The sequence below is a fragment of the Pseudomonas sp. SWRI77 genome (assembly GCF_014269105.1).
Lineage (GTDB): Bacteria > Pseudomonadota > Gammaproteobacteria > Pseudomonadales > Pseudomonadaceae > Aquipseudomonas > Aquipseudomonas capeferrum.
Genome location: NZ_JABWRV010000001.1, coordinates 205,623 through 228,661, shown reverse-complemented (window position 1 = coordinate 228,661; position 23,039 = coordinate 205,623). Strand labels below are relative to the sequence as shown.

The 23,039-nt window shown below is 64.2% G+C and carries 22 protein-coding genes; 11 read left to right on the top strand and 11 right to left on the bottom strand.

The annotated features are described in order from the left end of the window. Positions 1-55 precede the first annotated feature (55 nt). The 7 genes from cobG to HU766_RS01015 all read left to right on the top strand — a co-directional run bounded on the left by cobG (position 56) and on the right by HU766_RS01015 (position 6,565). Positions 56-1,387: a precorrin-3B synthase gene (gene cobG, locus HU766_RS01045; RefSeq protein WP_238338539.1), complete on the top strand. Its 1,332-nt coding sequence runs from the start codon at positions 56-58 to the stop codon at positions 1,385-1,387. After that, positions 1,380-2,006: a precorrin-8X methylmutase gene (locus tag HU766_RS01040; RefSeq protein WP_033701746.1), complete on the top strand. Its 627-nt coding sequence runs from the start codon at positions 1,380-1,382 to the stop codon at positions 2,004-2,006. Before cobG ends, HU766_RS01040 begins: the two co-directional genes overlap by 8 nt. After that, complete coding sequence (locus tag HU766_RS01035; RefSeq protein WP_033701745.1) at positions 2,003-2,737, top strand: precorrin-2 C(20)-methyltransferase; 735 nt, start codon at positions 2,003-2,005, stop codon at positions 2,735-2,737. The genes HU766_RS01040 and HU766_RS01035 overlap by 4 nt, the downstream gene beginning before the upstream one ends. Further along, positions 2,725-4,422 (top strand): precorrin-3B C(17)-methyltransferase, encoded by a 1,698-nt coding sequence (gene cobJ / locus HU766_RS01030; RefSeq protein WP_186652703.1) that lies wholly within the window; start codon positions 2,725-2,727, stop codon positions 4,420-4,422. The genes HU766_RS01035 and cobJ overlap by 13 nt, the downstream gene beginning before the upstream one ends. A gap of 99 nt (positions 4,423-4,521) precedes the next feature. Beyond that, positions 4,522-5,211 (top strand): hypothetical protein, encoded by a 690-nt coding sequence (locus tag HU766_RS01025; protein ID WP_186652701.1) that lies wholly within the window; start codon positions 4,522-4,524, stop codon positions 5,209-5,211. A 63-nt stretch (positions 5,212-5,274) separates the two neighbouring features. Beyond that, positions 5,275-5,955: a hypothetical protein gene (locus HU766_RS01020; RefSeq protein ID WP_186652699.1), complete on the top strand. Its 681-nt coding sequence runs from the start codon at positions 5,275-5,277 to the stop codon at positions 5,953-5,955. Then, a complete protein-coding gene (locus HU766_RS01015) occupies positions 5,942-6,565 on the top strand; it encodes a hypothetical protein (protein WP_186652698.1) in 624 nt (207 codons plus the stop codon). The genes HU766_RS01020 and HU766_RS01015 overlap by 14 nt, the downstream gene beginning before the upstream one ends. Here the strand turns inward: HU766_RS01015 and HU766_RS01010 are convergent. The 9 genes from HU766_RS01010 to HU766_RS00970 all read right to left on the bottom strand — a co-directional run bounded on the left by HU766_RS01010 (position 6,562) and on the right by HU766_RS00970 (position 17,674). Beyond that, positions 6,562-7,158: a MarC family protein gene (locus HU766_RS01010; RefSeq protein ID WP_033701739.1), complete on the bottom strand. Its 597-nt coding sequence runs from the start codon at positions 7,156-7,158 to the stop codon at positions 6,562-6,564. The two genes, HU766_RS01015 and HU766_RS01010, sit on opposite strands and share 4 nt — an antisense overlap. Before the next feature lie 53 nt (positions 7,159-7,211). Next, positions 7,212-9,983, bottom strand: coding sequence for a response regulator (locus tag HU766_RS01005; protein WP_186652696.1), 2,772 nt, complete (start codon positions 9,981-9,983; stop codon positions 7,212-7,214). 135 nt (positions 9,984-10,118) lie between these two features. After that, entirely contained in the window at positions 10,119-11,414 is a 1,296-nt protein-coding gene (gene purD, locus HU766_RS01000; RefSeq protein WP_033701736.1) for a phosphoribosylamine--glycine ligase, read from the bottom strand. Positions 11,415-11,513: 99 nt separating this feature from the next. Continuing rightward, positions 11,514-13,121 (bottom strand): bifunctional phosphoribosylaminoimidazolecarboxamide formyltransferase/IMP cyclohydrolase, encoded by a 1,608-nt coding sequence (purH, locus tag HU766_RS00995; protein ID WP_186652694.1) that lies wholly within the window; start codon positions 13,119-13,121, stop codon positions 11,514-11,516. Positions 13,122-13,200: 79 nt separating this feature from the next. After that, the gene (gene fis / locus HU766_RS00990) at positions 13,201-13,521 is read right to left on the bottom strand and encodes a DNA-binding transcriptional regulator Fis (RefSeq protein WP_012274390.1); all 321 of its coding nucleotides are present in this window, start codon (positions 13,519-13,521) and stop codon (positions 13,201-13,203) included. After that, positions 13,518-14,531: a tRNA dihydrouridine synthase DusB gene (gene dusB, locus HU766_RS00985; protein WP_033701734.1), complete on the bottom strand. Its 1,014-nt coding sequence runs from the start codon at positions 14,529-14,531 to the stop codon at positions 13,518-13,520. The genes fis and dusB overlap by 4 nt, the downstream gene beginning before the upstream one ends. A 213-nt stretch (positions 14,532-14,744) precedes the next feature. Then, the gene (locus HU766_RS00980; RefSeq protein WP_186652690.1) at positions 14,745-16,100 is read right to left on the bottom strand and encodes a DUF3426 domain-containing protein; all 1,356 of its coding nucleotides are present in this window, start codon (positions 16,098-16,100) and stop codon (positions 14,745-14,747) included. A gap of 40 nt (positions 16,101-16,140) precedes the next feature. Then, positions 16,141-17,019: a 50S ribosomal protein L11 methyltransferase gene (gene prmA, locus HU766_RS00975; RefSeq protein WP_033701732.1), complete on the bottom strand. Its 879-nt coding sequence runs from the start codon at positions 17,017-17,019 to the stop codon at positions 16,141-16,143. Between the two features lie 199 nt (positions 17,020-17,218). Further along, positions 17,219-17,674 carry a MaoC family dehydratase gene (locus HU766_RS00970; RefSeq protein ID WP_186652687.1) on the bottom strand — a complete coding sequence of 152 codons (456 nt, stop codon included), beginning with the start codon at positions 17,672-17,674 and terminating at the stop codon, positions 17,219-17,221. 143 nt (positions 17,675-17,817) lie between these two features. Between HU766_RS00970 and HU766_RS00965 the strand changes: the two genes are divergently transcribed. The 3 genes from HU766_RS00965 to HU766_RS00955 are packed head-to-tail and all read left to right on the top strand — an operon-like array spanning position 17,818 to position 19,493. Then, complete coding sequence (locus HU766_RS00965) at positions 17,818-18,180, top strand: CidA/LrgA family protein (protein WP_033701729.1); 363 nt, start codon at positions 17,818-17,820, stop codon at positions 18,178-18,180. Beyond that, a complete protein-coding gene (locus HU766_RS00960) occupies positions 18,177-18,893 on the top strand; it encodes an LrgB family protein (RefSeq protein WP_186652685.1) in 717 nt (238 codons plus the stop codon). Before HU766_RS00965 ends, HU766_RS00960 begins: the two co-directional genes overlap by 4 nt. 9 nt (positions 18,894-18,902) lie before the next feature. Continuing rightward, entirely contained in the window at positions 18,903-19,493 is a 591-nt protein-coding gene (locus tag HU766_RS00955; protein ID WP_033701727.1) for an LON peptidase substrate-binding domain-containing protein, read from the top strand. Between the two features lie 22 nt (positions 19,494-19,515). Here the strand turns inward: HU766_RS00955 and HU766_RS00950 are convergent, their stop codons facing one another. Together HU766_RS00950 and HU766_RS00945 are read right to left on the bottom strand one after the other, a co-directional pair. Then, the gene (locus HU766_RS00950; RefSeq protein ID WP_095063862.1) at positions 19,516-20,832 is read right to left on the bottom strand and encodes a bifunctional DedA family/phosphatase PAP2 family protein; all 1,317 of its coding nucleotides are present in this window, start codon (positions 20,830-20,832) and stop codon (positions 19,516-19,518) included. A gap of 3 nt (positions 20,833-20,835) precedes the next feature. Continuing rightward, complete coding sequence (locus HU766_RS00945) at positions 20,836-21,504, bottom strand: DNA-3-methyladenine glycosylase (protein ID WP_186652684.1); 669 nt, start codon at positions 21,502-21,504, stop codon at positions 20,836-20,838. A 262-nt stretch (positions 21,505-21,766) separates the two neighbouring features. Here HU766_RS00945 and HU766_RS00940 point away from each other — a divergent pair, with 262 nt between their 5' ends. Beyond that, positions 21,767-23,038, top strand: a complete 1,272-nt coding sequence (locus HU766_RS00940) for a glutamate-5-semialdehyde dehydrogenase (RefSeq protein WP_186652682.1) — start codon at positions 21,767-21,769, stop codon at positions 23,036-23,038. The last annotated feature ends 1 nt before the right edge of the window (position 23,039 follow it).

Genomic DNA, 23,039 nt, shown 5'->3' with positions numbered 1-23,039 from the left:
GCCGGACAAAGCAGGCATAATACCGCGCCTTCTACACTCAAGCGCACTTCACAGATTGCCGGACACCCCTTTGAAGCAGGCCCAAGCCCCCGATGTTTCACCTCGCCCCTCGGCCTGCCCGGGGTTGTGGCGCATCGTCAGTGCGCGTGATGGTGGGATTTGCCGGGTCAAGCTGCCCGGTGGCCTGCTGCTGGCCGATCAGGCCGATGCCGTGGCCGAGGCCGCCGAGCGCTTCGCCGGCGGCGTGATCGAGGCGACCAACCGCGCCAACCTGCAGGTCCGCGGTATCGGCAGCGACCACAGTGGCCTGGTCGCCAGGCTGCTGGCCGCCGGCCTGGGCCCGCGCGATGCCGCCGGTGACGATGTGCGCAACCTGATGCTCAGCCCGCTGGCCGGGCATGACCCGGCCATGTTGCTGGATACCCGACCATTGGCGGGGCAGATCCTCGCCATGCTCGAAAGCACACCGCGCTTTCATCAATTGTCGGCCAAGTTCGCCGTGCAGCTGGACGCCGGCGAAGGCCTGGCCATGCTCGAACACCCCCATGACCTATGGCTTTCGGCTCTGCACCTTGAGCAGCGCACGTGGCTGGCTTTTGGCCTGGCGGGCTGCCCGGCCGACGGCCAGGTGCTCGGTGCCGTGCCGCTGGAACAGGGCCTGGCCCTGGTGCGTGCGGTGCTGGCGCGTTTCCTTGATCTGGCGTCTGCGGACCAATCGCGTATGCGCCAATTGCTGGAAGGCTGTTCGGCCGCGTTTTTCGTCGAAGGGCTCGGCCTGGAGATTCGTCGCGATGCTGCCGTGCGGCAATGGCGCCGTGCACGAAACCACCCCGTATGGCTGGGGGTACTGCCACAAAACCACGGCCTTGCGCTGGGCGTCGCCCCGCCCCAGGGCCGGTTGACGCCGGAGATGCTGCGCGGTGCCGCGCACATCGCCCGCCACCTGGGTGACGGCAGCCTGCGCCTGAGCCCCTGGCAAAGCCTGGTGTTGACCAATCTCGATCCGGCCCACATCGAGCAGGCCCAGGCGCAGTTGTCCGCCTTGGGCCTGCTTTGCCACCGCCATGAGCCGCTGGCGCGCATCACCGCGTGCACCGGCAGCAGTGGGTGCGCCAAGGCCCACGGCGAGACCAAGGCCGATGCCGTTGCCCTGGCCGCGCTGCTCGGCCCAGGCGTTCCCGGCAGCGTGCACCTGTCCGGTTGCCCCCGATCCTGCGCCGTGGCCCATGTTGCCCCGGCCACTTTGCTGGCCCGTTCACCGGGCCGTTACGACTTGTATGTGCGCGATGCGCGCCTGCCGGGCTTCGGTGCCCTGCGCGCCATCGACCTCACCTTGAACGAAGCAGGCGCCATGCTCGACCTGCCGACGGAGCACCTTGATGATTGACTACATCCGCGATGGTCAGGAGATCTATCGCAATTCCTTCCGGATCATCCGCGAGGAAGCCCGACTCGAGCGGATACCCGCAGACCTCGAAAAGCTCGCCGTGCGCGTGATCCATGCCTGCGGCATGGTCGAGGCCATCGACGGCTTGCAGTTCTCCGAAGGGGCAGGCCGCGCCGGGCGCGAGGCCCTGGCCAAGGGCGCGCCGATTCTGTGCGATGCGCACATGGTTGCTGAAGGCATTACCCGCGCCCGGCTGCCGGCGAACAACCCGGTGATCTGCACCCTGCGTGACCCGAGCGTGCCTGGCCTGGCCAAAGACGCCGGCAATACCCGTTCTGCCGTGGCCCTGGAGCTGTGGCGCCCACACCTGGAAGGCAGTGTGGTGGTGATCGGCAATGCCCCGACCGCACTGTTCTACCTGCTGGAAATGCTCGACGCCGGTGCGCCCAAGCCTGCGCTGATTCTCGGCTTCCCGGTCGGCTTCGTGGGTGCGGCCGAATCCAAGGCCATGCTGGCCGCCGACAGCCGCGGCGTGCCGTTCGTGATCATGCAAGGCCGCCTGGGCGGCAGCGCGATGGCCGCTGCCGCGGTCAACGCCCTGGCCACGGAGGTGGAATGATGACCCCACGTGGACGTCTGCTCGGCCTGGGCGTAGGCCCCGGCGACCCTGAACTGATCACCGTCAAGGCCCTGCGCCTGCTGCGCGAGGCGCCGGTTGTCGGCTACTTCGTGGCCAAGGGCAAGCGCGGCAACGCGTTCGGCATCATCGAGGCGCACCTACAGGCCGAGCAGACACTGCTGCCGCTGGTCTACCCGGTCACCACCGAAGCGCTGCCGGCGCCGCTGTCCTATGAACAGGTGATCAGCGATTTCTACGATGAAGCCAGTGTGCAGGTTGCCGAGCACCTGGATGCAGGCCGCGACGTGGCGGTGATCTGCGAGGGCGACCCGTTCTTCTACGGCTCCTACATGTACCTGCATGACCGCCTGGCGCAGCGCTATGAGGCCGAAGTGATCCCTGGCGTCTGCTCGATGCTGGGGGGGGCGTCGGTGCTGGGCGCGCCGCTGGTCTACCGCAACCAGAGCCTTTCGGTGCTGTCGGGCGTGCTGCCGGCCGAGGAACTGAAGCGGCGCCTGGCCGATGCCGATGCTGCCGTGATCATGAAGCTTGGCCGCAACTTCCCCAAGGTGCGTGAGGTGTTGGCCGAGCTGGGCCTGGACAGCCGTGCGCTGTATGTCGAACGGGCAACCATGGCCAACCAGAAGATCGTGCCGCTGGCGGAGGTCGACCCGCTGTCGTCGCCGTACTTCTCGCTGATCATCGTACCGGGTGAAAAATGGCAGGGATGAGCATGCACAAGGCACCGGCAATCGTCGTGCTTGGCCCTGGCAGCCTGGCCACGGCGCAGCGCATTCAGCTGTGTTATCCACAGGCCTCGATCCATGGCCTGAGTGGCCGGGTCGAGGGCGCCGATCAGCTTTACGCATCGTTTGGCGACACCCTGCGCACGTTGTATCAGCAGGGCACCCCGATCATCGCCCTGTGCGCCGCTGGCATCGTTATCCGCAGCCTGGCCAGCCTGCTCAGTGAAAAAGGCGTCGAGCCGCCGGTGCTGGCAGTGGCCGAGGATGGCAGTGCGGTAGTGCCGCTGCTCGGTGGCCTGGGTGGGGTGAATGTGATGGCGCGTGAGATCGGCGAAGCACTGGGCGTGGCCGCAGCCATCACCACCAGTGGCGAACTGCGCTTTGGCACCTGCCTGCTGAACCCGCCACAGGGCTATGCCCTGGCGGACATCGAGCAAGGCAAGCGCTTTGTCTCTGACCTGCTGGCCGGTGAGGCGGTGCGCGTCGAAGGCGATGCACCTTGGCTTGAGCAGGCGCAGCTGCCCGCGAGCGAGAGCGCCCGGCGCACCATCCATGTCGGCCATCAGGCACGCCCGAGCAGCCGTGATGAGCTGTTGATCCACCCGCGTTCGGTCGTGGTGGGCGTCGATACCGCTGACCTGCAAGGCATCCGCGCCGCGCTGCAGGCGGCGGGTATCGCCGAGCAATCGCTGGCCTGCCTGCTAGCTGGCGAGCACGCCATGGCCGATGCCGCCCTGCACGAGGCTGCACAGGCCCTTGGCGTGGCGCTGCGTTTTGCAGCCAAGCCTGGCGACCTGCGTGACATGTTGGCCCAGGCGCTACCCGGCGCCGAGTTGATCGCGCAGGCGGGTACCGTCATCGCCGTGGCCCCGGCGCCGGTGGATGCCGCGCAGGTCGGCCGCCGCCGTGGTCGGCTGGCGGTGATCGGCCTTGGCCCTGGCGCTGCCGAGCTGATGGTGCCGGCGGTCAAGGCCGAGCTGGCCCGCGCCGAGGACATCCTCGGCTACGAAACCTACGTGCGCATGGCCGGGCCGTTCCGCGCCGATCAGGTGCAGCATTGCACCGACAACCGCGAAGAGATGCAGCGCGCTCGGCATGCCTTCGAACTGGCCGCCCAAGGGCGTTCGGTGGTGGTGGTGTCGTCGGGTGACCCGGGCGTGTTCGCCATGGCCGCAGCGGTGCTCGAAGCGTTGCACGAATCCAGTGACCCGGCCTGGCATCGGGTCGATCTCGAGATCCTGCCGGGGGTTTCGGCCTCGCTGGCCACTGCCGCTCAGGCGGGGGCACCGCTGGGGCACGACTTCTGCGTGATGTCGCTGTCGGACAACCTCAAGCCGTGGTCGATCATTGAAAAACGTCTGGACCTGGCCGCCCAGGCGGACCTGGTGCTGGCCTTCTACAACCCGATTTCCAAATCCCGACCGCATCAGCTTGGGGTGGCACTGGAGGTTGTGCGTCGGCACCGCGATGGGAGCACGCCTGTAGTCCTTGGCCGTGACATCGGTAGGCCGGGGCAGACGCTGAAGGTAGTCACTTTGGCCGAGCTGCTGCCGGAAATGGTCGACATGCGCACCATGGTCCTGCTCGGGTCGTCCACGACCTGCCAATTTCCGAGGGCCGATGGCGAACAGTGGGTGTACACCCCGCGCTGGTACCCGGCCCCGGGTTGAGGCACCGAGGGAACCTGTTCATGCCTGTTACCCGGCCCTTTGCAGCATAGGGTGAAGGCCCCTCGACGATACCCGTCGGGGCCTTCAAGGACCCTGCAAATGACCGATGAAAACACTATCAATGGCGATAGCATCGCCGTTGTCGAGCAATCGCTGCTCGCGCTCAGCGCAGGCATGTCGGTGCAAAGCCGGCGCGATGCCAAGACAACGTTCCAGTTTGCCTCTCGTGTAGCGTCCAAGCTGCATGATCGCGATGGCGAATCCGAAGCCTGGTTCAACAAGTTCGTGGAGGTGATGCTCACCTTGGGTTGGGCGGTGGGTAAACGCTCCTACGAGCGCGACTATGACCAAAGCCGATCGCTGACGTTGGGGCCGATTGCTTTCAAAGTCGCCAGCACCGCAGGCCAGGCCTTGCTCGGCGGCCCCATGGGCGCGGCCATGGCCAAGCTGGCGGGCAAGGCCCTTTCGGCACTGGGCAACATCGAGGAAGCCCAGCAGATCTACAAGCAAAACCTCAAAGGCCACCCTGTCTCGACCACGGGGCTGGCGGCCTGCATCGAAACGCCTGAAGGCGAACTGTTCATGCTGGTGAATGCCTTCAGTGCCTCGCCGAGTGAAAACGACCTGAATACCACCGTGTTCGAATGGAAGAGTTCGAGCAAGGAGCGCTATTGCGGTTCGGTTGTGCTCAGTCTCAACGAAGTGGTCTACACCGACGAGGTGCGGGCAACGACCGAGCAGAAGCTGATCGACAAGGCGGTCAAGGCTGTCAGCGAATTTGAAATCTGACAGCGGAGCGGGGCTTTCAGGCCCCGTTTTTCTTCTCATGTGATTGAACATCGAGGTATTGCGATGAGTAAGGATGCCTATTCCTTATGGCTCGTTGGCGGCACGGCTTTGTTGGTCGCAGAAGTGGCATTGCCGTCTCGGCAATATGCACTGGACTCGTTGCTGTTTGCACAGTTGCGTTCGGACAAACTGAATGGCTCACGCTTTGCCGATTATGCACGCTGGTACAGCGGTTACCGTGAAGCGTTGGAAGCGCGTGGGTGGGTCATCCCAGGCAGTCGCAGTGATTATCAGCCCTTGCAGGGCAGCGTCCCGCTGACTCAGCGTCTTACCGATGAATTGCAGGCCCGTCATCCGGGGCTCACGCCCTATTTGCAGGCAGCCATCGCCAGGCTGTCTCAGAAAGAGGTGCAGCAGTACCTGCGGCCTTTCACCCTGGACGAGCACGGTCAGGCAACCCATGTGGTCTACGAGCTGGGGGTGATGCTGCCAGGCCCTTCCCTGGATCTGTGTGGGTTGGCCTTGACCACTGCCACGCCTGCCACCCAGATCCACCCTGGCGCGGTATTGGCGTCGTCACCCACCGATAAGGTCGATCTGCGCACTACCCTCGCAACCCTGGGCGAGCAACTGACCGAAGTTGACCGTGAAAGCCTGCACGTGCTGCTTGAGCGCAAGCAGTACGCAGAACGCATCAGGAACTTGGGCGTGCTGAACCCGGAGGGCAGCCATGCAAACCTATGAAGCCGCAGTGGTCGGTGCCAGCCTGGTCTCTTTCATCCCCGGTATCAGCTTAGGACAGCGCAAGGCCGTCAAGCTCGCCGCACTGTGGGCTGAGACTGTGACGTTGCAGGATATGGCCAAAGAGACTGCCCAGGAACAGTATCAGTACTACCGCAAGAAGTTGATGTACCTGGGGTGGGACGCGAAGTCGGCTGAAGAAGTGCATTGGCCGGACCCTGAGCGGCCGAAAATCGTTGATCAGGCGCTGAGCAAGATCGACGCCATCGCCGGGGTTCGGCATTCCAGCCATATGGCACTGGCGCTTGAGGCACTGAATAAGAACAGCAAGCCGTTGCTGCATTTTGAAGCGCGCAGTATGGATAGGGCGCAGTTTCAGCTTCTGTCCTGCGCGCCGGTGAGTGGTAGCTACGTGGACATCGTGGTGTATCACGAGGCCGGTAAAACCGCAGCGTTCACGGCAGGATTTGTGTTTCGTGAGCGCCGCGACATGCGCGTGAACGCAGAGCTGGTGCGGTTCAATACACGTCTGTTCGACCAGGAACGCCGCAGTGCGGTTGAGCGTGCGTTGGTGAGCATCGCGCTGAAGGAAATCCATGAAATGGAGGTCTAGAGCACGAGGTAACCCTTGATCCCGGTAAAGATGATCTGCGCCGCCAGGGCACAGACGAACAGCCCCATCAGGCGGCTGACGATCTGCAGGCCCTGGTCGCCGAGCAGCCGCTCGATGCCGTGCGACAGGTACAGCACCAGGCCCACGGTAAAGCTGGCCAGCGCGATACTGACGATGGCCAGCAGCTTGTCGTCCCAGTGCGGCTGGCCCACGCCCATCACCAGCAGCGCACCGATGGTGCCGGGGCCGACGGTCAGCGGGATGGTCAGCGGCACGATGGTCACATCCTGCTGCACGTTGTCGGCTTGCACGGCGGGTTTGCCCTGGGCCATGCCCAGCGCAGAGATGAACAGCACACTGCCGGCGCCGATGCGGAAGGCGTCGGCGGTGATGCCGAAAATACCGAATATCGCCCGCCCGAACAGGTACAGCAGTATGCTGGCGACCAGTGCGGCGAAGGCCACCTTCCAGGCCAGTTGCTTGCGTTCCTTGCTGGAGTGGCCGCGGGTCAGGCTGATGAAGCAGGACAGCACGAAGAACGGGCTGTAGAGCACGAGCATCTTCAGGTAGACGCTAAACAACTCATGGAGCATGGGCGTTGATCCTCGGCTGCGGTGCAGGCCTGTTGGCACTTCATCGGCATGGGTTACGGGATAGGCGCAGGGTCCGTCTTGGCTTCCCGGTGATTCGCCCAATACTGGATCAGCTCGCGCAACTGCGACAGCTCCACCGGCTTGGCCATGTGCCCATCCATGCCCGCCAGCTTGGCGCGCTCCTTGTGCTCGGCAAGGATATGCGCAGTCAGCGCCACCACCGGCGTGCGCTGGCGCTGCTGTGCGGCTTCCCACGCGCGCAGTTGCTGGGTCGCCGAGAAACCGTCCAGCACAGGCATCTCGCAGTCCATCAGCACCAGGTCATAGCGTTGCGCTTTCATCGCTTGCAACGCCTCTTCACCGTTGCAGGCCGTGTCCGGCTCAAGGTTGAGCTTGCCGAGCATGCCACGGATGACCTTGGTGGAAATACTGTTGTCCTCGGCGACCAGCACGCGGAAGTCGCTGGGCAGGTCCAGTGCTTGCGGGGTACCGGGCAGGCTGGCGGGCACCGCTTGCTCACGGCCGCGTTGGGCCAGCTCTTCAGCCAGCGTGGTCTTGAGTGTATAGCCCGCCACCGGTTTGGCGAGAATCCGCTTGACCCCGGCATTGCGCGCGATGACCTTGCTCGGCGCATTGCTGATGCCGGTGAGCATCACCACCAGGATGTCGTGGTTGAGGCTGGGGTCTTCCTTGATCTTGGCCGCCAGTTGCATACCGGTCATGCCGGGCATGTTCTGGTCCAGCAGCACGGCATCGAAGTAATCACGCAAGTGGGCCTTGGTGCGCAGCAACGCCAGCGCCTCCTTGCCTGACGGCACCGCGCTGACATTCATGCCCCAGGCGCTGCACTGCTGTACCAGCACCTTGCGGCAGGTGTCGTTGTCGTCCACCACCAGTACCCGAGCGTCGCGCAGCGGGCCGTCGAGGTCGGCGGGTGGCTGTTCAAGGCGCGAAGGGTCCAGCGGCAGGGTCAGCCACAGGGTGTTGCCCATGCCGCTGCTGCTCTTGATGCCGAATTCGCCCTGCATCAGGCCGATCAACTGCTTGGCGATGACCAGCCCGAGGTGGCCGCCCAGCTTGTTGCTGGAGAGGAAGTGGTGGCTGTGCAGCTCGGCTTGCAGCAGCGCTTCGCGCTCGGCGGCGGGCAACGGTTCGCCGCTGTCTTGCACGGCAATGCGCAAACGCGGGGTCGCGCCGCGCTGGTCGAGCGCCACCACCAGCAGGATCTCGCCCTGGTCGGTGTTTTTAAGAGCATTTTCCAGCAGGCTCGACAGCGCCTGGCGCAGGCGTGTCGGGTCGCCACTGATCACCCGTGGCACTTGCGGCTGGGTAAAGCTGATCAGCTCGATGTTCTGCTGCTCGGCCTTGGCCCGGAAGATGTTCAGGCAGTCCTCGATCAGGGCGTTGAGGTCGAACTGCACATCGTCCAGCTCGATCTGCCGTGACTCCAGCTTGGAGATGTCGAGAATCTCGTTGATCAGCGTCAGCAACTCGTTGCCGGCACTATGGATGGTTTGCACATAGTCGCGCTGCTTGACCGACAACGGCGTGCCGAGCAGCAGCTCGGTCATGCCCAGCACGCCGTTCATGGGCGTACGGATTTCGTGGCTGATCTTGGCCAGGAACTCGGCCTTGGCGTTGATCTCGGCATCGCTGGCGGCCAGTGCACGGCTGGCGCTGAAGCGCTCTTCGCTCATGCGCCGCAGGCGTTCGCTGACCGCCAGGTTCAGCAGCAGGCCGCTGATGACGGTGAGGCCCATGAGCACGCACAGCAGCCAGGGCGTGGAGGTGCGGGTCAGGCCCAGCAGCGCCGGCAGCAGTACCAGCCCGCCAAGGTTATAGACCACCATGGCGAGGCTGAACAGACGGGCTGGCGCATAGCCCTTGTACCAGTGGAAGGTGCTGACCAGCAGCATGCTGACGCTGCCCAGGGCCAGCAGCGCATAGGTCATCAGGTTGAGCGGCAAGGTGTCGACGAACAGCAGCACCAGGCCACTGACTGCTGCCACCAGCATCTCGCCTTGCAGCAGGCGGTTCAGCCGCGGCGAATTGCGCGGCGAGAAGAAATGCAGGGTGAAATACAGCCCGGCCAGGCCCGCGAGCACCAGGGTGAGATAGGCAGCGGGCGTTTGCGCACTGTGCCACACATGCCACCAGGGGCCGCTGAGGTTGAGCAGGATCAACCCGCTGAGCAACATCAGCCCGTGGTACAGGGCCAGAATCAGGGTAGTGCTGGAGCGGCTATAGAGGAAGCGGATCAGGTTGTGCAGGATCAGCATCACCAGGCCGCCAAAGAGCATGCCGAACAACAGTGGCCGGCTTTGGTCCGAGGCAGCCACGGCGGCGGGCTCCAGGCTGATCGCCGGGCGCAGTTGATGCTCTGAGACCAGGCGCAGGTAGATGTCCAGCGGCTGCTTGCTGTTGGGCAGGGGCAGTACATGGTCGCTGCCGCGCAGGGTCGGGCTGGCATTGCCGGCCTGGCGCCCGTGGTGCAGCTGACGGAGTAATTTGTCGCCCTCGAGGGCGTAGAGGTCCAGGCCAGACAGGTCTGGCGCGAAGACCCGCAGCAGTTGCTCCTGATCGCCGGGTTGCAGGCGATAGTGCAGCCACAGGGCTTGTTCTGCGGGGGCAGCGTCCAGGTCAGCGAGCAGCAGGGGGCTGAACTGGTTGCGGTAGCGGTCGGAGCGCACGTCGCTCAATTGCAGGTTGGCCTGTTCGTCGAGCAGCACGGACCAGCCTCCGCCTTCTTCGGCCGAAGCCGGGAGCAGGCAGAGCAAGGTCAGCAAGCTGACGATCAGAGCTGTGGCAATCCGAAGCCGACGCACTACGAAATCCCTTCTTAGCCGATGTGCCGGATACTAACTATGCGCGGCGCGCCAAGTCGAAGGCAAGGCCCACACAGGGCCCTGTCGACGAGCCGAAGGCCGTGGGCGCAAGGCGTCACGGCGCTTCGGTAAAGGTTACTGCTGGTGTTCACCGCGCTCGCGGGCGATGGCCCGGTAGCCGATGTCGGTGCGGTAGAAGCTGCCGTCCCATTTGACCTGCTCTGCCAGGCGGTAGGCCTGCTGCTGAGCGGCTTCGACGGTCTCGCCCAGGGCGGTCGCGCAGAGCACACGGCCGCCGGCGGTCACCACCTGGCCATCTTTGAGGGTGGTGCCAGCGTGGAACACCTTGCCTTCGAGCTTGGCAGCCGCGTCCAGGCCGCTGATTGCGTCACCCTTGGCGTAGTCGCCCGGGTAGCCGCCGGCGGCCAGTACTACGCCCAGGCTCGGCCGTGGGTTCCACTGCGCTTCGACCTTGTCCAGGGCCTTGGCGAAAGCGGCCTCGATCAGCAGCACCAGGCTCGATTCCAGGCGCAGCATGACGGGCTGGGTTTCCGGGTCGCCGAAGCGGCAGTTGAACTCGATGACCTTGGGGTTGCCCGCCTTGTCGATCATCAGGCCCGCGTAGAGGAAGCCGGTGTAGACGTTGCCTTCCTCGGCCATGCCGCGCACGGTCGGCCAGATGACCTGGTCCATCACGCGCTGGTGCACGTCGGCGGTGACGACCGGGGCAGGGGAGTAAGCGCCCATGCCGCCGGTGTTCGGGCCGGTGTCGGCGTCGCCGACGCGCTTGTGGTCCTGGCTGGTGGCCATTGGCAGCACGTTGTGGCCGTCGACCATGACGATGAAGCTGGCTTCCTCGCCGTCCAGGAACTCTTCGATCACCACACGCGAGCCAGCGTCGCCAAAGGCGTTGCCAGCCAGCATGTCACGCACGGCGTCTTCGGCTTCCTGCAGGGTCATGGCGACGATCACGCCTTTGCCCGCAGCCAGGCCGTCGGCCTTGATCACGATCGGCGCACCCTTTTCCTGCAGGTAGGCCAGGGCTGGCTCGATTTCGGTGAAGTTCTGGTAGTCGGCGGTCGGGATCTTGTGACGCGCCAGGAAATCCTTGGTGAAGGCCTTGGAGCCTTCCAGCTGGGCCGCGCCCTTGGTGGGGCCGAAGCAGTCCAGGCCACGGCTGCGGAACAGGTCGACCACACCGATGACCAGTGGCGCTTCCGGGCCGACGATGGTCAGGTCGACGTTCTTCTCGGCGAAGTCGGCCAGTTGCTCCAGGGCGCACACGTCGATGGCAACGTTCTCGCACTTGGCTTCAATGGCGGTGCCAGCGTTGCCTGGGGCAACGAAGACTTTCTCGACGCGTGGGTCCTGGGCAACTTTCCAGGCCAGGGCGTGCTCACGGCCGCCGCTGCCGATGATCAAAACTTTCATGTCAAAACCTCGAATTCTTTCGGGCGTAAGGCAAAGCCTCACGCTGTACGAGGTCGCAATGAAGCAGATGCCTGCTTCAGTGCGGCCGATTGCCGTAAATCAGTGGCGGAAGTGGCGCATACCGGTGAAGACCATGGCGATACCGGCTTCATCAGCGGCAGCAATCACCTCGGCATCGCGCATCGAGCCACCTGGCTGGATCACGGCGCTGATACCCACTTTTGCTGCATTGTCGATGCCGTCACGGAACGGGAAGAACGCATCCGATGCCATGACCGCGCCTTGTACCTGCAGGCCAGCATGCTCGGCCTTGATTGCAGCAATGCGGGCGGAGTTGACGCGGCTCATCTGGCCGGCGCCGACGCCGATGGTCTGGCGCTGCTTGGCGTAGACGATGGCGTTGGACTTGACGAACTTGGCCACTTTCCAGGCGAACACCAAGTCATGGACTTCTTGCTCGGTCGGTGCGCGTTTGGTGACGATTTTCAGGTCATCGGCGGTGATCATGCCGATGTCGCGGCTCTGTACCAGCAAACCACCGTTGACCCGCTTGAAGTCCCAGCCGGCAGCACGCTCGGCAGGCCACTCGCCGCACTCCAGCAGGCGTACGTTCTGCTTGGCAGCCACCACGTCGCGGGCGGCCTGGGAAATTTTCGGGGCGATGATCACTTCGACGAACTGGCGCTCGACGATGGCCTTGGCGGTTTCGCCGTCCAGCTCGCGGTTGAAGGCGATGATGCCGCCAAACGCCGACTCGGTGTCGGTGGCGTAGGCCAGGTCATAGGCCTTGCGGATGCCGCCTTCTGCTTCCGGTACCACGGCCACGCCGCACGGGTTGGCGTGCTTGACGATGACGCAGGCCGGCTTGACGAAGCTCTTCACGCACTCCAGTGCGGCGTCGGTGTCGGCCACGTTGTTGAACGACAGCTCTTTGCCTTGCAGCTGGATGGCGGAGGAGATGCTCGCCTCACCCTTGCGCGCTTCGACATAGAACGCCGCGCTCTGGTGCGGGTTCTCGCCGTAGCGCATTTCCTGAGCCTTGACGAACTGGCTGTTGAAGGTGCGCGGGAATTCGCTGCGGTCGGACGTCGACAGGGTTTCTTTGGCCTGGTCGATGGTGCCCATGTAGTTGGCGATCATGCCGTCGTAGGCAGCAGTGTGCTCGAAGGCCTTGAGCATCAGGTCGAAGCGCTGGGCGTAGGTCAGGCCACCGGCTTTCAGGCCGTCGAGGACGCTGGCGTAGTCGCTGGCGTTGACCACGATGGCGACATCCTTGTGGTTCTTGGCGGCCGAGCGGACCATGGTCGGGCCACCGATGTCGATGTTCTCGATGGCGGTCGGCAGGTCGCAGCCTGGCTTGGAGATGGTCGCTTCGAAGGGGTACAGGTTGACGGCGACCAGGTCGATCGGCTTGATGCCGTGCTCGTTCATGATGGCGTCGTCGACGCCGCGACGGCCCAGAATGCCGCCATGGATTTTCGGGTGCAGGGTCTTGACCCGGCCATCCATCATTTCGGCGAAGCCGGTGTAGTCGGCCACTTCCACCGCGTTCACGCCGTTATCCTTGAGCAGCTTGTAGGTGCCGCCGGTGGACAGGATCTCGACACCGAGCTGCTGCAGCTCACGGGCGAATTCGAGGATACCGGTCTTGTCGGAGACGCTGATCAGGGCGCGGCGGATCGGCAGGCGGGTAGTCTGGTCGGTCATTTCGGATTCCATAACGCGGTGGAGTCAGCAAAAAAGGCGTCCCTTTGCAGGAGCCGCCTTTTCTGATTGGGATTCTGGCTTACAACAAGTCGTACTGCTTGAGCTTCTTGCGCAGGGTGCCTCGGTTGAGCCCGAGCATCTCGCTGGCCTTGGTCTGGTTGCCCTTCACGTAGTTCATCACGCTTTCAAGCAGGGGCGCCTCGACTTCGGAGAGCACCAGGTTGTACACGTCCGTGACGGTCGCGCCTTCCAGGTGGGCGAAGTAGTTGTGCAGCGCCTTCTCGACGCTGTCGCGAAGGGTCTGGCCCTCTTCGCTCGGCGTGTTGAGGTGCTGTTTCAGGTTGGCGTTGTCGCTCACGGGCGTTGTTCCACTCACAAATGTCTCGGTCATCATCGTCATGCGGCCACCCCTTGTCCGTCCTCTGTCTCAAGGCTCTGTCGACGTTCACTGAAAAACGCGCGAACGTTGGCGCACTGCGCTTGTGTGTCTTCCAAAGCATTGAACCGGGAGCGAAACTCCTTGCCGCCGGGTCGTGTCGCCAGGTACCAGCCAACGTGCTTGCGGGCAATACGTACGCCCATCACATCGCCATAGAAGGCATGCAGCGCGGCCAGGTGCTCCAGCAGGATGCGTTCCACTTCGTCCAGCTGCGGGGCTGGCAAGTGTTCGCCAGTACGCAGGTAATGCTCGATCTCGCGAAAGATCCATGGCCGCCCCTGGGCGGCGCGGCCGATCAACAGGCCATCGACGCCAGTGGCGTCCAGTACCGCCCGGGCCTTTTCTGGCGAAGTGATATCGCCGTTGGCAAATACCGGGATAGACACCGCCTGCTTGATGGCAGCGATGGTGTCGTATTCTGCTTCGCCTGTGTACAGGTCGGCGCGTGTGCGGCCATGCACCGCCAGCGCCTGGATACCGGCCTGCTCGGCGATCTTCGCCACATTCAGGCCGTTCTTGTTCGCCCGATCCCAGCCAGTGCGGATCTTCAGCGTCACCGGGACGTCCACGGCGCCTACCACGGCGTGGAGAATCTCGCTGACCAAGGCTTCATCTCTCAATAAAGCAGAGCCTGCAGCTTTGTTGCAGACTTTTTTTGCCGGGCAGCCCATGTTGATATCGATGATCTGGGCACCCGCTTGTACGTTGGCCTTTGCCGCCGCCGCCATCATCTGTGCGTCACCACCGGCGATCTGTACCGAGCGTGGCTCGGGATCACCTTCGTGGATGCGGCGCAGGCTCGACTTGCGGCTGTTCCACAGGTTCATGTCGCTGGACACCATCTCCGATACCACCATGCCTGCGCCAAGGCGCTTGCAAAGTGTTCGGAAAGGCTGGTCCGTGACCCCGGCCATGGGGGCGAGGATCAGGTTGTTGCGCAGTGTGTATGGGCCGATGCGTACCGCCGACATAGGTGATCCCTGTTGTGGGGCCGAATCTTGGAGTTCGAAAAAGGGTGGGCATGATACCCGCTCTCGGTGACTGGATAAAGATGGATTTGGATAAAATCTGAACAGTTGTCGGCTTATGACTTTGAGCTTCAAGCCGCAAGCCGCAAGCGGCAAGACAAAAGCGGGCGCGGTCTGGGCCTCTTGTCTTGTAGCTTGCGGCTAGCCGCTTGTCGCTTATTCCGGCGAGCGGAAGCTGAGGCTGTAGTTCACGGCCTTGGGGCCCGGGTCGAGGATGTCCAGGGCGATGTGGATCGGGGTCTGGCTGGGCATTTCGCCACGCCCGGCCAGTTCGCCGGAGAGGTACTCGCTCGGCTTGAAGCGCCGGCTGGCGATCAATTGGCCATTGAGGTCGGCGAAACGCAGCTCCAGCAGCGGGAACGGCTGGGCGAAGGGCGCGCGGTTGTAGATGATCGCATCGACGATCAGCGCACCCTTGAAGTCCGGATGGCTGCGCACCACCAGGTTGCTGCTCTTGATGCGGGCGATGTCGACGCGGGTCGGCACCTTGCAGCCCAATACCGGGCACAACTGCTGGAAGATCGGCCGGTACTGGTCTTGGCGGGCCATTTCGTCGAAGTGGAACCAGACGTACTGGAACGCCAGCAGGCCGGCGGCCAGCAGCGTCAGGCAGCCCCACAGCAGGCGCTTGCCCCAGTTCGGCTGGGGTTTTTCCCAGCCCAGTTGCAGCGGGTCGTCGACCACGTCGACCAGCGGCTCCTTGCGCGGTGCACGCTCGGGTCTGCTGGACAGGCCTGGCTCCAGGCGTTCGCCGGGCAGCGGCGCGTCAGGGTCGTCGTGATGGGCCGACAGGTGCAGGTCCAGTTCGTCGTCGTCGCGGGCGCTCAGGCCCTTTTCCGGGGCGGCATCATCGCTGGCGGCGAAGTGCTCGCTGACGAACGCATGGTGCTCGTCGGCCTCGATGTCCCGGCGTACAGGCGGCTCATCGTCGATGTCCAGGTCCAGATGGCCGCCCAGGGTCGGCTCGGTGCGATCGCCCGGGGCCGGCTCCAGGTCCAGAGGTTCCTGTTCCAGCAGCACCGGTGCAGGCGCGGGCGCCTGCTGCGGCTCGAAGCGGTCGTCGGTGGCGTTGCCGAACAGGGCGTCGGCATGCGTGTCCGGCTGATGCTCGTCACGGCGGGCCTGCAAGCCGTTGTCCGGCTTGACCGGGCGAGCGGCGGCAGGGTCGCCGCGACGTTCAAGGCGGGCAAGCTCCTGGTCCAGGTCCAGTTCATCCAGGGCCTGGGCGGTGAGCGCCCAGTCTTCCTCGATGGCCGCTGGGCGCTCGCTGATGGGCGGATCGGGCGTAACCGCAGGCGCGGCGACCGGTTCGGCAGGCGCGGCCGGTGCTGGCGGCACCACGGGGGTGCTGGCGGCATCGGTACGGTTCTGCTCCAGCAGTTGCTTTGCGGCGTTGAACACCTGCAGGCAATGGCCGCAACGCACCACCCCGCGCGCCACACTCAACTGGTGATGGGTGACGCGAAAGCTGGTCTGGCAATGCGGGCACTGGGTGACGAAACTGTCGGTCATGCGGCGATCCGGGGTTGTACAGAGGTTATTCTAGGCCCGCTTAACGGCGGCGACCACTGATGCGCACCCAACCATCGCGTACGGCGATCGGGTCCAGCTCGAAGTCGGCGGCGTAGGCAGCGGCCACTTCCTCGCCTTGTTCGGCAAGGATGCCCGACAGTGCCAGCAGGCCGCCAGGGCGAACCAGGCCAGACAACTGTGGCGCCAGCGAGACCAGCGGGCCGGCCAGGATGTTGGCGACCAGTACGTCGGCTTGCATGGCCGGCATGTGCTCGGGCAGGTACAGGGGGAACTGTGCGTCAGCGATGCCGTTGCGCCCGGCGTTGTCGCGCGAGGCTTCCAGCGCCTGCACGTCGATGTCGGTGCCGACCGCTTCGCGGGCGCCCAGCAGCAGCGCCGCGATGGCCAGAATCCCCGACCCGCAGCCGAAGTCCAGCACGTGGGTGCCTTCGAGTTGCTGGCCGTCGAGCCATTCCAGGCACAGGGCGGTGGTCGGGTGCGTGCCGGTGCCAAACGCCAGGCCCGGGTCGAGCAGCAGGTTGACTGCGTCCTTCTCCGGGGCTTCGTGCCAGCTTGGCACGATCCACAGGCGGCGGCCGAAGCGCATCGGCTGGAAGTTGTCCATCCAGCTGCGCTCCCAGTCCTGGTCTTCGATCACTTCGGCCTGATGCTCGGGCAGCTCGGCGCCGGTCAGCAGGCGGACGTGGGCGAACACCTGCTCGGGTTCGGCATCGGCCTCGAACAGGGCCAGCAAATGGGTGTGCGACCACAGGGGCGTGGTGTTGAGGTCGGGTTCGAAGATCGGTTGGTCTTCTGCGTCCACGAACGTGACCGAGACGGCGCCGACTTCAAGCAGCGCGTCTTCGTAGGTTTCGGCTTGTTCCGGGCTGATGGCCAGGCGTACTTGCAGCCAGGGCATGGCGGGCACCTTTGGTAAATCGACAGGGGCAGCCCGAGGCTGCGCGAAGGCTGGCAGTTTACGCGAGTGCGCAGGGTTTGTAGAGAAGACCAGGCGCGGACCCTGTAGGAGCGGCCTTGTGTCGCGAAAGGGCCGCAGAGCGGCCCCGGCGATGGCCGAGCAAGCACCAGGCAGTTGCTCCCACAGTTTATCGTGGTACCTAGACGAAGCAGAGCGAAAGCGACTCAGCTATATAGGCAGGCTTGTCTTGATCCTCGATTTCCAACGTTGCAATCGCCTTGAGCAACCATTGCCCCGGCTTCTTCTCCACCACTTCAGCCAGGTCCACCTTCAGCCGCACCTTGCTGTTGACCTTGACCGGCTGGATGAACCGTACGCTGTCCAACCCATAGTTCACCACCATCTTCAGCCCTTGCGGCAGGACCAGGATGTCCTCCATCAATGTCGGGATCAGCGACAACGTCAGAAAACCATGGGCAATGGTGCCGCCAAAGGGTGTTTTCGCCGCCTTTTCCGGGTCGACATGAATGAACTGGAAATCGCCTGTGGCCTCGGCAAACAGGTTGATGCGCTGCTGGTCGATCGTCAGCCATTCGGAACGTCCGAGTTCCTTGCCAACGTACTGCGAAAGCTCTGTAACCGGTACATAAGGCATCGCGACTCTCCAGGTTGTCATTTGGTACGAAAGTGCAAGGTCAGCACGGCGAACCGTTTCAGTCAAGTTATGCGTTTTTCGGCGAATATCGGCTTATAGCTGCGGCGTGCTTATAATGGCCGCCATGCCCGAGGGAGATGCTTATGCTGTTGCGTGGTTTGACCTGGCTGGTGTTGTTCCAGCTGTTGGGTACGGCGATCAATCACCTGTTTGTGCCGTTTTTACCGGGGCCGATCATCGGCTTGCTGTTGCTGCTGGCCTTTCTGATGGCCCGGGGTGAGGTGGGCAAGCCGCTCAACGAGGCTGCCGGCAGCCTGCTGCGTTACCTGCCTCTGTTGCTGGTGCCTCCGGCGGTGGGGGTGATGGTGTATGCCAAGGATATTGCTGCCGACTTTTGGGCGATTGCCGGTGCGCTGTTCATTTCGTGCCTGCTGACCTTGGTATTCGTCGGCGTGCTGATGCAAAAGCTCATCCATCGCCAGGGCAAGCGCGAGGAGCAGCCATGATGCTCGACTGGCAAGGCGCGCTCGACGCAGTCATCCACCACCCCTTGTTTGGTATCGGCATTACCCTCGGGGCTTACCAGGTGGTGCTCGCGGCGTACGAGAAGACCCGCTGGATCTTCCTGCAGCCGGTGCTGGTTTCGATGCTGCTGGTGATCGGGGTGCTGCTCGTGTGTGGCATCGACTACAGCGAGTACCGCAAAAGCACCGAGATCATGAACACGCTACTGGGGCCTGCCACCGTGGCTCTGGCTGTGCCGCTCTATCTCAACCTACGGCGGATCCGCCAACTGTTCTGGCCGACATTTACTACGCTGGTAGTCGGGGGCCTGTTCGCCACCGTCTGCTGCCTGCTGCTGGGCTGGTGGTTCGGTGCCGAGCACATGATCCTGATGACCATGGCGCCAAAATCGGTGACTTCGCCGATCGCCATGCTGGTGGCTGAGCAGATCGGCGGCGTGGCCGCACTGGCTGCGGTGTTCGTGTTGATCACCGGTGTGATTGGCGCAATCTTCGGCCCAGCGCTGCTGACCCGGCTGGGTGTGCACAGCCCCGAAGCGCGTGGCATGTCGCTGGGCGTTACCGCGCACGCGGTGGGCACTTCGGTAGCCTTGCAGGAAAGTGACGAATGCGGCGCTTTTGCCGCGCTGGCGATGAGCCTGATGGGGGTGGCCACGGCGGTGTTCCTGCCGCTGGCGGTCAGCCTGGTGGCTTGAGGAGTTGTGATGACGCTACCGCTGTTTCCCCTCAATACCGTGCTGTTTCCCGGCTGTTTTCTCGATTTGCAGATTTTCGAGGCGCGTTACCTGGACATGATCAGCCGCTGCATGAAGCAGGGGGCGGGCTTTGGTGTGGTGTGCATCCTTGAAGGCGAGCAGGTCGGCAAGGCGCCGCCGGTGGTGGCTTCGATCGGCTGCGAAGCGATGATCCGCGACTTCGTGCAGCAGGATAACGGCCTGCTGGGGATCCGCGTCGAAGGGGTGCGGCGTTTCAGCCTGGAGCAGACCGAGGTGCAGAAGGACCAGTTGCTGGTGGGCCAGGTGCAATGGCTGCCGGAGTTGGCGGACAGCCCGGTGGGCGAGCCGGACGAAGACCTGCTGGCGTTGCTGGTTGCCTTGGGCGAACACCCGATGGTCGAGGCGCTGGACATGCCGCGACCGGTGGACGGGCGGCAGGCGTTGGCCAATCAGTTGGCGTACCTGCTGCCGTTCATGGAAGAGGACAAGCTCGATCTGCTGGCGATCGATTCGCCGCAGTTGCGCCTGGAAGAGATCCAGCGGCTGTTGGAGCGCATCCAGGGCGAGTTGTTTGCCTGATGCTGCGGTGCTTTAGCGGGCCTCAGTACTGATAGCGCAGCAGCGCCTGCGGCAATGCATGCATGGCAAAGAACGCCAGCAACGCAATGCACGCCGGCAGCACCAGCCACCACACCCGCAGCGGCAGGGCGGTAAGCGGTTGGCGGTACTGCGACAGGGTCAGGCTCAACGCACAGACGCAGCACGCCAGCAGGGCGCCGGCCAGAATGTCGGTCGGCCAGTGCGCCCCCAGGTATACCCGCGACAAGGCAATCGCCAGGGCGGGGATGCACCCCAGCATCACCCAGGTCAGGCGCATCCGCGGCGGTTGGCCGCGCCCGGCGAGCACCGCCATCACCAGAAAGAACGCGAACGACGCCGAGCTGTGGCCGCTGGGCATGCTGTAGCTCGTCAGCGGGTCGGTCAGCACCTCGGGGCGCGCGCGGGCGAACAGCCATTTCAGCGTGCCGTTGGCTAGCGCCGTCCCCATCAAGGCGCCGCCGGCAAACAGGGCGTGGCGCCATTGCCGGGCGAGCAGCAGCAGGCCGGTCAGCAGCCCGCCGAGAAAGAACTGGGTGCGAAAATCGCCTAGCCGGGTCACCAGCACCACAACGCCGTCGACGGCCTGGCTGCGGTGCTCCTGCACCAGTGTCATCACGCCCTGGTCGAATTCGTGCAGGTACGGCCAGCCGAGGAATACCCCGGCCAGGGCTGCGAAGCTCATGCCGGCGATCAGTCGTGTTCCATGGCGCTGGTCACGAATGCTGGTGGTCAGGCTGAGGCCGATGATGACTGCCAGGGTGCCGGCGATGATGCCGGCATCCAGCCAGAAGCCTTCCGGTAGCGGTAGACGCATGGCCGCGCCGGTGGCCCAGCCTGGCAGCAGGTAGGCGACCGACCAACCGGCGCCGGCCACCAGGCTGACGGCGATGAAGCGCGGCAGCGGCATGTCGAACATGCCGGCGACCATTGGCAGCATGGGCCGCAGCGGCCCGATGAAGCGCCCCACCAGCAGGCTGGCGATGCCATAGCGCTGGAAGTAGGCCTCGGCGCTGCCGATCCATTCCGGGTGATGGCGCAGCAGCGGCAGACGCCGGATGTTCTGATGGAAATACTTGCCCACGGTGTATGACAGCGCATCGCCCAGCAAACCGCCGAGAAAACCCAGCAGCAGGGTTTCGCCCAGGCTGAAGGTACCGCTGCCGGCCAGCACGGCGACCGCGAACAGCAGCACCGTGCCAGGCACGATGATGCCGGCAATGGCCAGGCATTCGATGCAGGCCACCAGGAAAATCGCCAGGCCAAGCCACTGTGGGTTGGCGCTTAGCCAGCCGGTCAGGCTGTCGAGCCATTGGCCCATGTGTCAGCTTCCTTGTTCGAGTATGAAGAAGTCTTGGCCTTCGACTTGGCCACGACGCAACGGGTTCCGCGTACAGACGCGGGCGTATTCGGCGTCGACGAAGCGGTACGGCAGGTGTTCGTCGCGCCCGTGTGGGATGCCCAGGCGGGCGGCCTGGATCACTCGCGGTACGGCGATGCCGCAATCGTCGACGTAGAACCGCTCGGGGTCGAACCGTTGGGCGTCCCAGTGCGGCACTTTCAAGCCCAGTGCGCGGCACAGCAGGGTCTGGCCGGCGCAAAGGCGCTCGGCCGGGCGCAGGTTGCCGCTGGCATCGGGGTTGTTCAACTGCATCTGTGCCAGGCTGTTGGCGCCTGAGGTCGCATCCTGCCAAGGGTAGGCGGATTTGATCAGCACGGCGTTGCCCGGGCCTTGGGCGCTGAAGTTCAGTGAGTCGCCACCGCGGGCGTAGTACATATAGATGTGCCCGCCGTCGAGGAACAGCGCCTTGCGTTTTTCGGTGTAGCCGAGCGAAGCATGGCTGCCTTTGTCGGTAAGGTAGTACGCCTCGGTCTCGATGATGCGTGCCGCCAGCCACAGGTCGCCTTGGCGATGGCGGATGACCTTGCCCAGCAGGGCCTTCGCCAGAATTTGGGCGTCACGGTCGAAAAAGCTGTCGGGCAGGGCTGGCATGCTGGCAGTTCGTCGGTGGAAAGGCGGGGATAATAGCAATGAATGGCTTAATCGAGGCTGAACCAGTGCCCTGATTCATTGGTATCTATATGTTTCGCGCCAGGGTGATGTTTGCCTTGGGAGGGGTGGCGCTCGACCTCACAGGCACCGAAAAACCCAAGTCGTGAACTGCCATTTTCTACCATCCGCCAGCCGCCGCTGGGCGTATACCTGCGCGCCAGTTATAATCAGCCGATTTCCCCTTCGCCAAGACACCGAACCCATGACTGAGTCCGTTCTTGACTACATGACCCGTTTGGGTCGCGCTGCTCGCCAGGCTTCCCGGGTGATCGGCCGCGCCAGCACCGCGCAGAAGAACCGCGCCTTGCAAGCGGCCGCCGACGCTTTGGACGCCGCACGCGCCGAGCTGACCGCCGCCAACGAGCTGGACCTGGCCGCCGGCCGCGGCAATGGCCTGGAGCCAGCGCTGCTCGACCGCCTGGCGCTGACCCCGGCGCGTATCGACGGCATGATCACCGGCCTGCGCCAGGTGGCCAGCCTGCCGGACCCGGTCGGTGCCATCCGCGACATGAGCTACCGCCCATCGGGTATTCAGGTCGGCAAGATGCGCGCTCCGCTGGGGGTGATCGGGATCATCTACGAATCACGCCCGAACGTGACCATCGACGCTGCCAGCCTGTGCCTTAAATCCGGCAACGCGACCATCCTGCGTGGCGGCTCCGAAGCAATCCACTCCAACCGTGCCATCGCCACCTGCATTCAGCGTGGCCTGGCCGAGGCCGGCCTGCCGGCGGCAGTGGTGCAGGTGGTCGAGACCACCGACCGCGAAGCCGTGGGCGCGCTGATCAGCATGCCCGAGTTCGTCGATGTCATCGTGCCGCGCGGCGGCCGTGGCCTGATCGAGCGTATCAGCCGCGATGCGCGGGTGCCGGTGATCAAGCACCTGGACGGCATCTGCCATGTCTACGTCAGCGAGCACGCCGACCTGGACAAGGCCTGGCGCGTCGCCTTCAACGCCAAGACCTACCGCTACGGCATCTGTGGCGCCATGGAAACCCTGCTGGTCGACCAGCGCGTAGCCGAACGGTTCCTGCCGGAAATGGCCCGCCGTTTCCAGGAAAAGGGTGTCGAACTGCGTGGCTGCGAGCGCACGCGTGCGTTCATCGACGCCAAGCCGGCCGGCGAAGACGACTGGCACACCGAGTACCTGGATGCGATCCTGTCGATTCGTGTGGTCGATGACCTGGACCAGGCCATCGAGCACATCAACCACTATGGTTCGCACCACACCGATTCGATCATCACCGAGCACCAGGGCCAGGCCCGCCAGTTCATGGCCGAGGTCGACTCGGCGTCGGTGATGCTCAATACCCCGACCTGCTTTGCCGACGGTTTCGAGTACGGCCTGGGTGCGGAGATCGGTATTTCCACCGACAAGCTGCATGCCCGCGGCCCGGTCGGCCTGGAAGGGCTGACCTGCGAGAAGTACGTGGTGATCGGCGACGGCCAGCTGCGCGGCCAGGAGTCCTGCTGAG

Bases quoted from the DNA above. Each gene is read 5' to 3' on its own strand.
- HU766_RS01040 (WP_033701746.1), top strand. From the start codon at position 1,380: ATGATTGACTACATCCGCGATGGTCAGGAGATCTATCGCAATTCCTTC.
- HU766_RS01035 (WP_033701745.1), top strand. From the start codon at position 2,003: ATGATGACCCCACGTGGACGTCTGCTCGGCCTGGGCGTAGGCCCCGGC.
- cobJ (WP_186652703.1), top strand. From the start codon at position 2,725: ATGGCAGGGATGAGCATGCACAAGGCACCGGCAATCGTCGTGCTTGGC.
- HU766_RS01025 (WP_186652701.1), top strand. From the start codon at position 4,522: ATGACCGATGAAAACACTATCAATGGCGATAGCATCGCCGTTGTCGAG.
- HU766_RS01020 (WP_186652699.1), top strand. From the start codon at position 5,275: ATGAGTAAGGATGCCTATTCCTTATGGCTCGTTGGCGGCACGGCTTTG.
- HU766_RS01015 (WP_186652698.1), top strand. From the start codon at position 5,942: ATGCAAACCTATGAAGCCGCAGTGGTCGGTGCCAGCCTGGTCTCTTTC.
- HU766_RS01010 (WP_033701739.1), bottom strand. From the start codon at position 7,158: ATGCTCCATGAGTTGTTTAGCGTCTACCTGAAGATGCTCGTGCTCTAC.
- purD (WP_033701736.1), bottom strand. From the start codon at position 11,414: ATGAAAGTTTTGATCATCGGCAGCGGCGGCCGTGAGCACGCCCTGGCC.
- purH (WP_186652694.1), bottom strand. From the start codon at position 13,121: ATGACCGACCAGACTACCCGCCTGCCGATCCGCCGCGCCCTGATCAGC.
- fis (WP_012274390.1), bottom strand. From the start codon at position 13,521: ATGACGATGATGACCGAGACATTTGTGAGTGGAACAACGCCCGTGAGC.
- dusB (WP_033701734.1), bottom strand. From the start codon at position 14,531: ATGTCGGCGGTACGCATCGGCCCATACACACTGCGCAACAACCTGATC.
- HU766_RS00980 (WP_186652690.1), bottom strand. From the start codon at position 16,100: ATGACCGACAGTTTCGTCACCCAGTGCCCGCATTGCCAGACCAGCTTT.
- prmA (WP_033701732.1), bottom strand. From the start codon at position 17,019: ATGCCCTGGCTGCAAGTACGCCTGGCCATCAGCCCGGAACAAGCCGAA.
- HU766_RS00970 (WP_186652687.1), bottom strand. From the start codon at position 17,674: ATGCCTTATGTACCGGTTACAGAGCTTTCGCAGTACGTTGGCAAGGAA.
- HU766_RS00965 (WP_033701729.1), top strand. From the start codon at position 17,818: ATGCTGTTGCGTGGTTTGACCTGGCTGGTGTTGTTCCAGCTGTTGGGT.
- HU766_RS00960 (WP_186652685.1), top strand. From the start codon at position 18,177: ATGATGCTCGACTGGCAAGGCGCGCTCGACGCAGTCATCCACCACCCC.
- HU766_RS00955 (WP_033701727.1), top strand. From the start codon at position 18,903: ATGACGCTACCGCTGTTTCCCCTCAATACCGTGCTGTTTCCCGGCTGT.
- HU766_RS00950 (WP_095063862.1), bottom strand. From the start codon at position 20,832: ATGGGCCAATGGCTCGACAGCCTGACCGGCTGGCTAAGCGCCAACCCA.
- HU766_RS00945 (WP_186652684.1), bottom strand. From the start codon at position 21,504: ATGCCAGCCCTGCCCGACAGCTTTTTCGACCGTGACGCCCAAATTCTG.
- HU766_RS00940 (WP_186652682.1), top strand. From the start codon at position 21,767: ATGACTGAGTCCGTTCTTGACTACATGACCCGTTTGGGTCGCGCTGCT.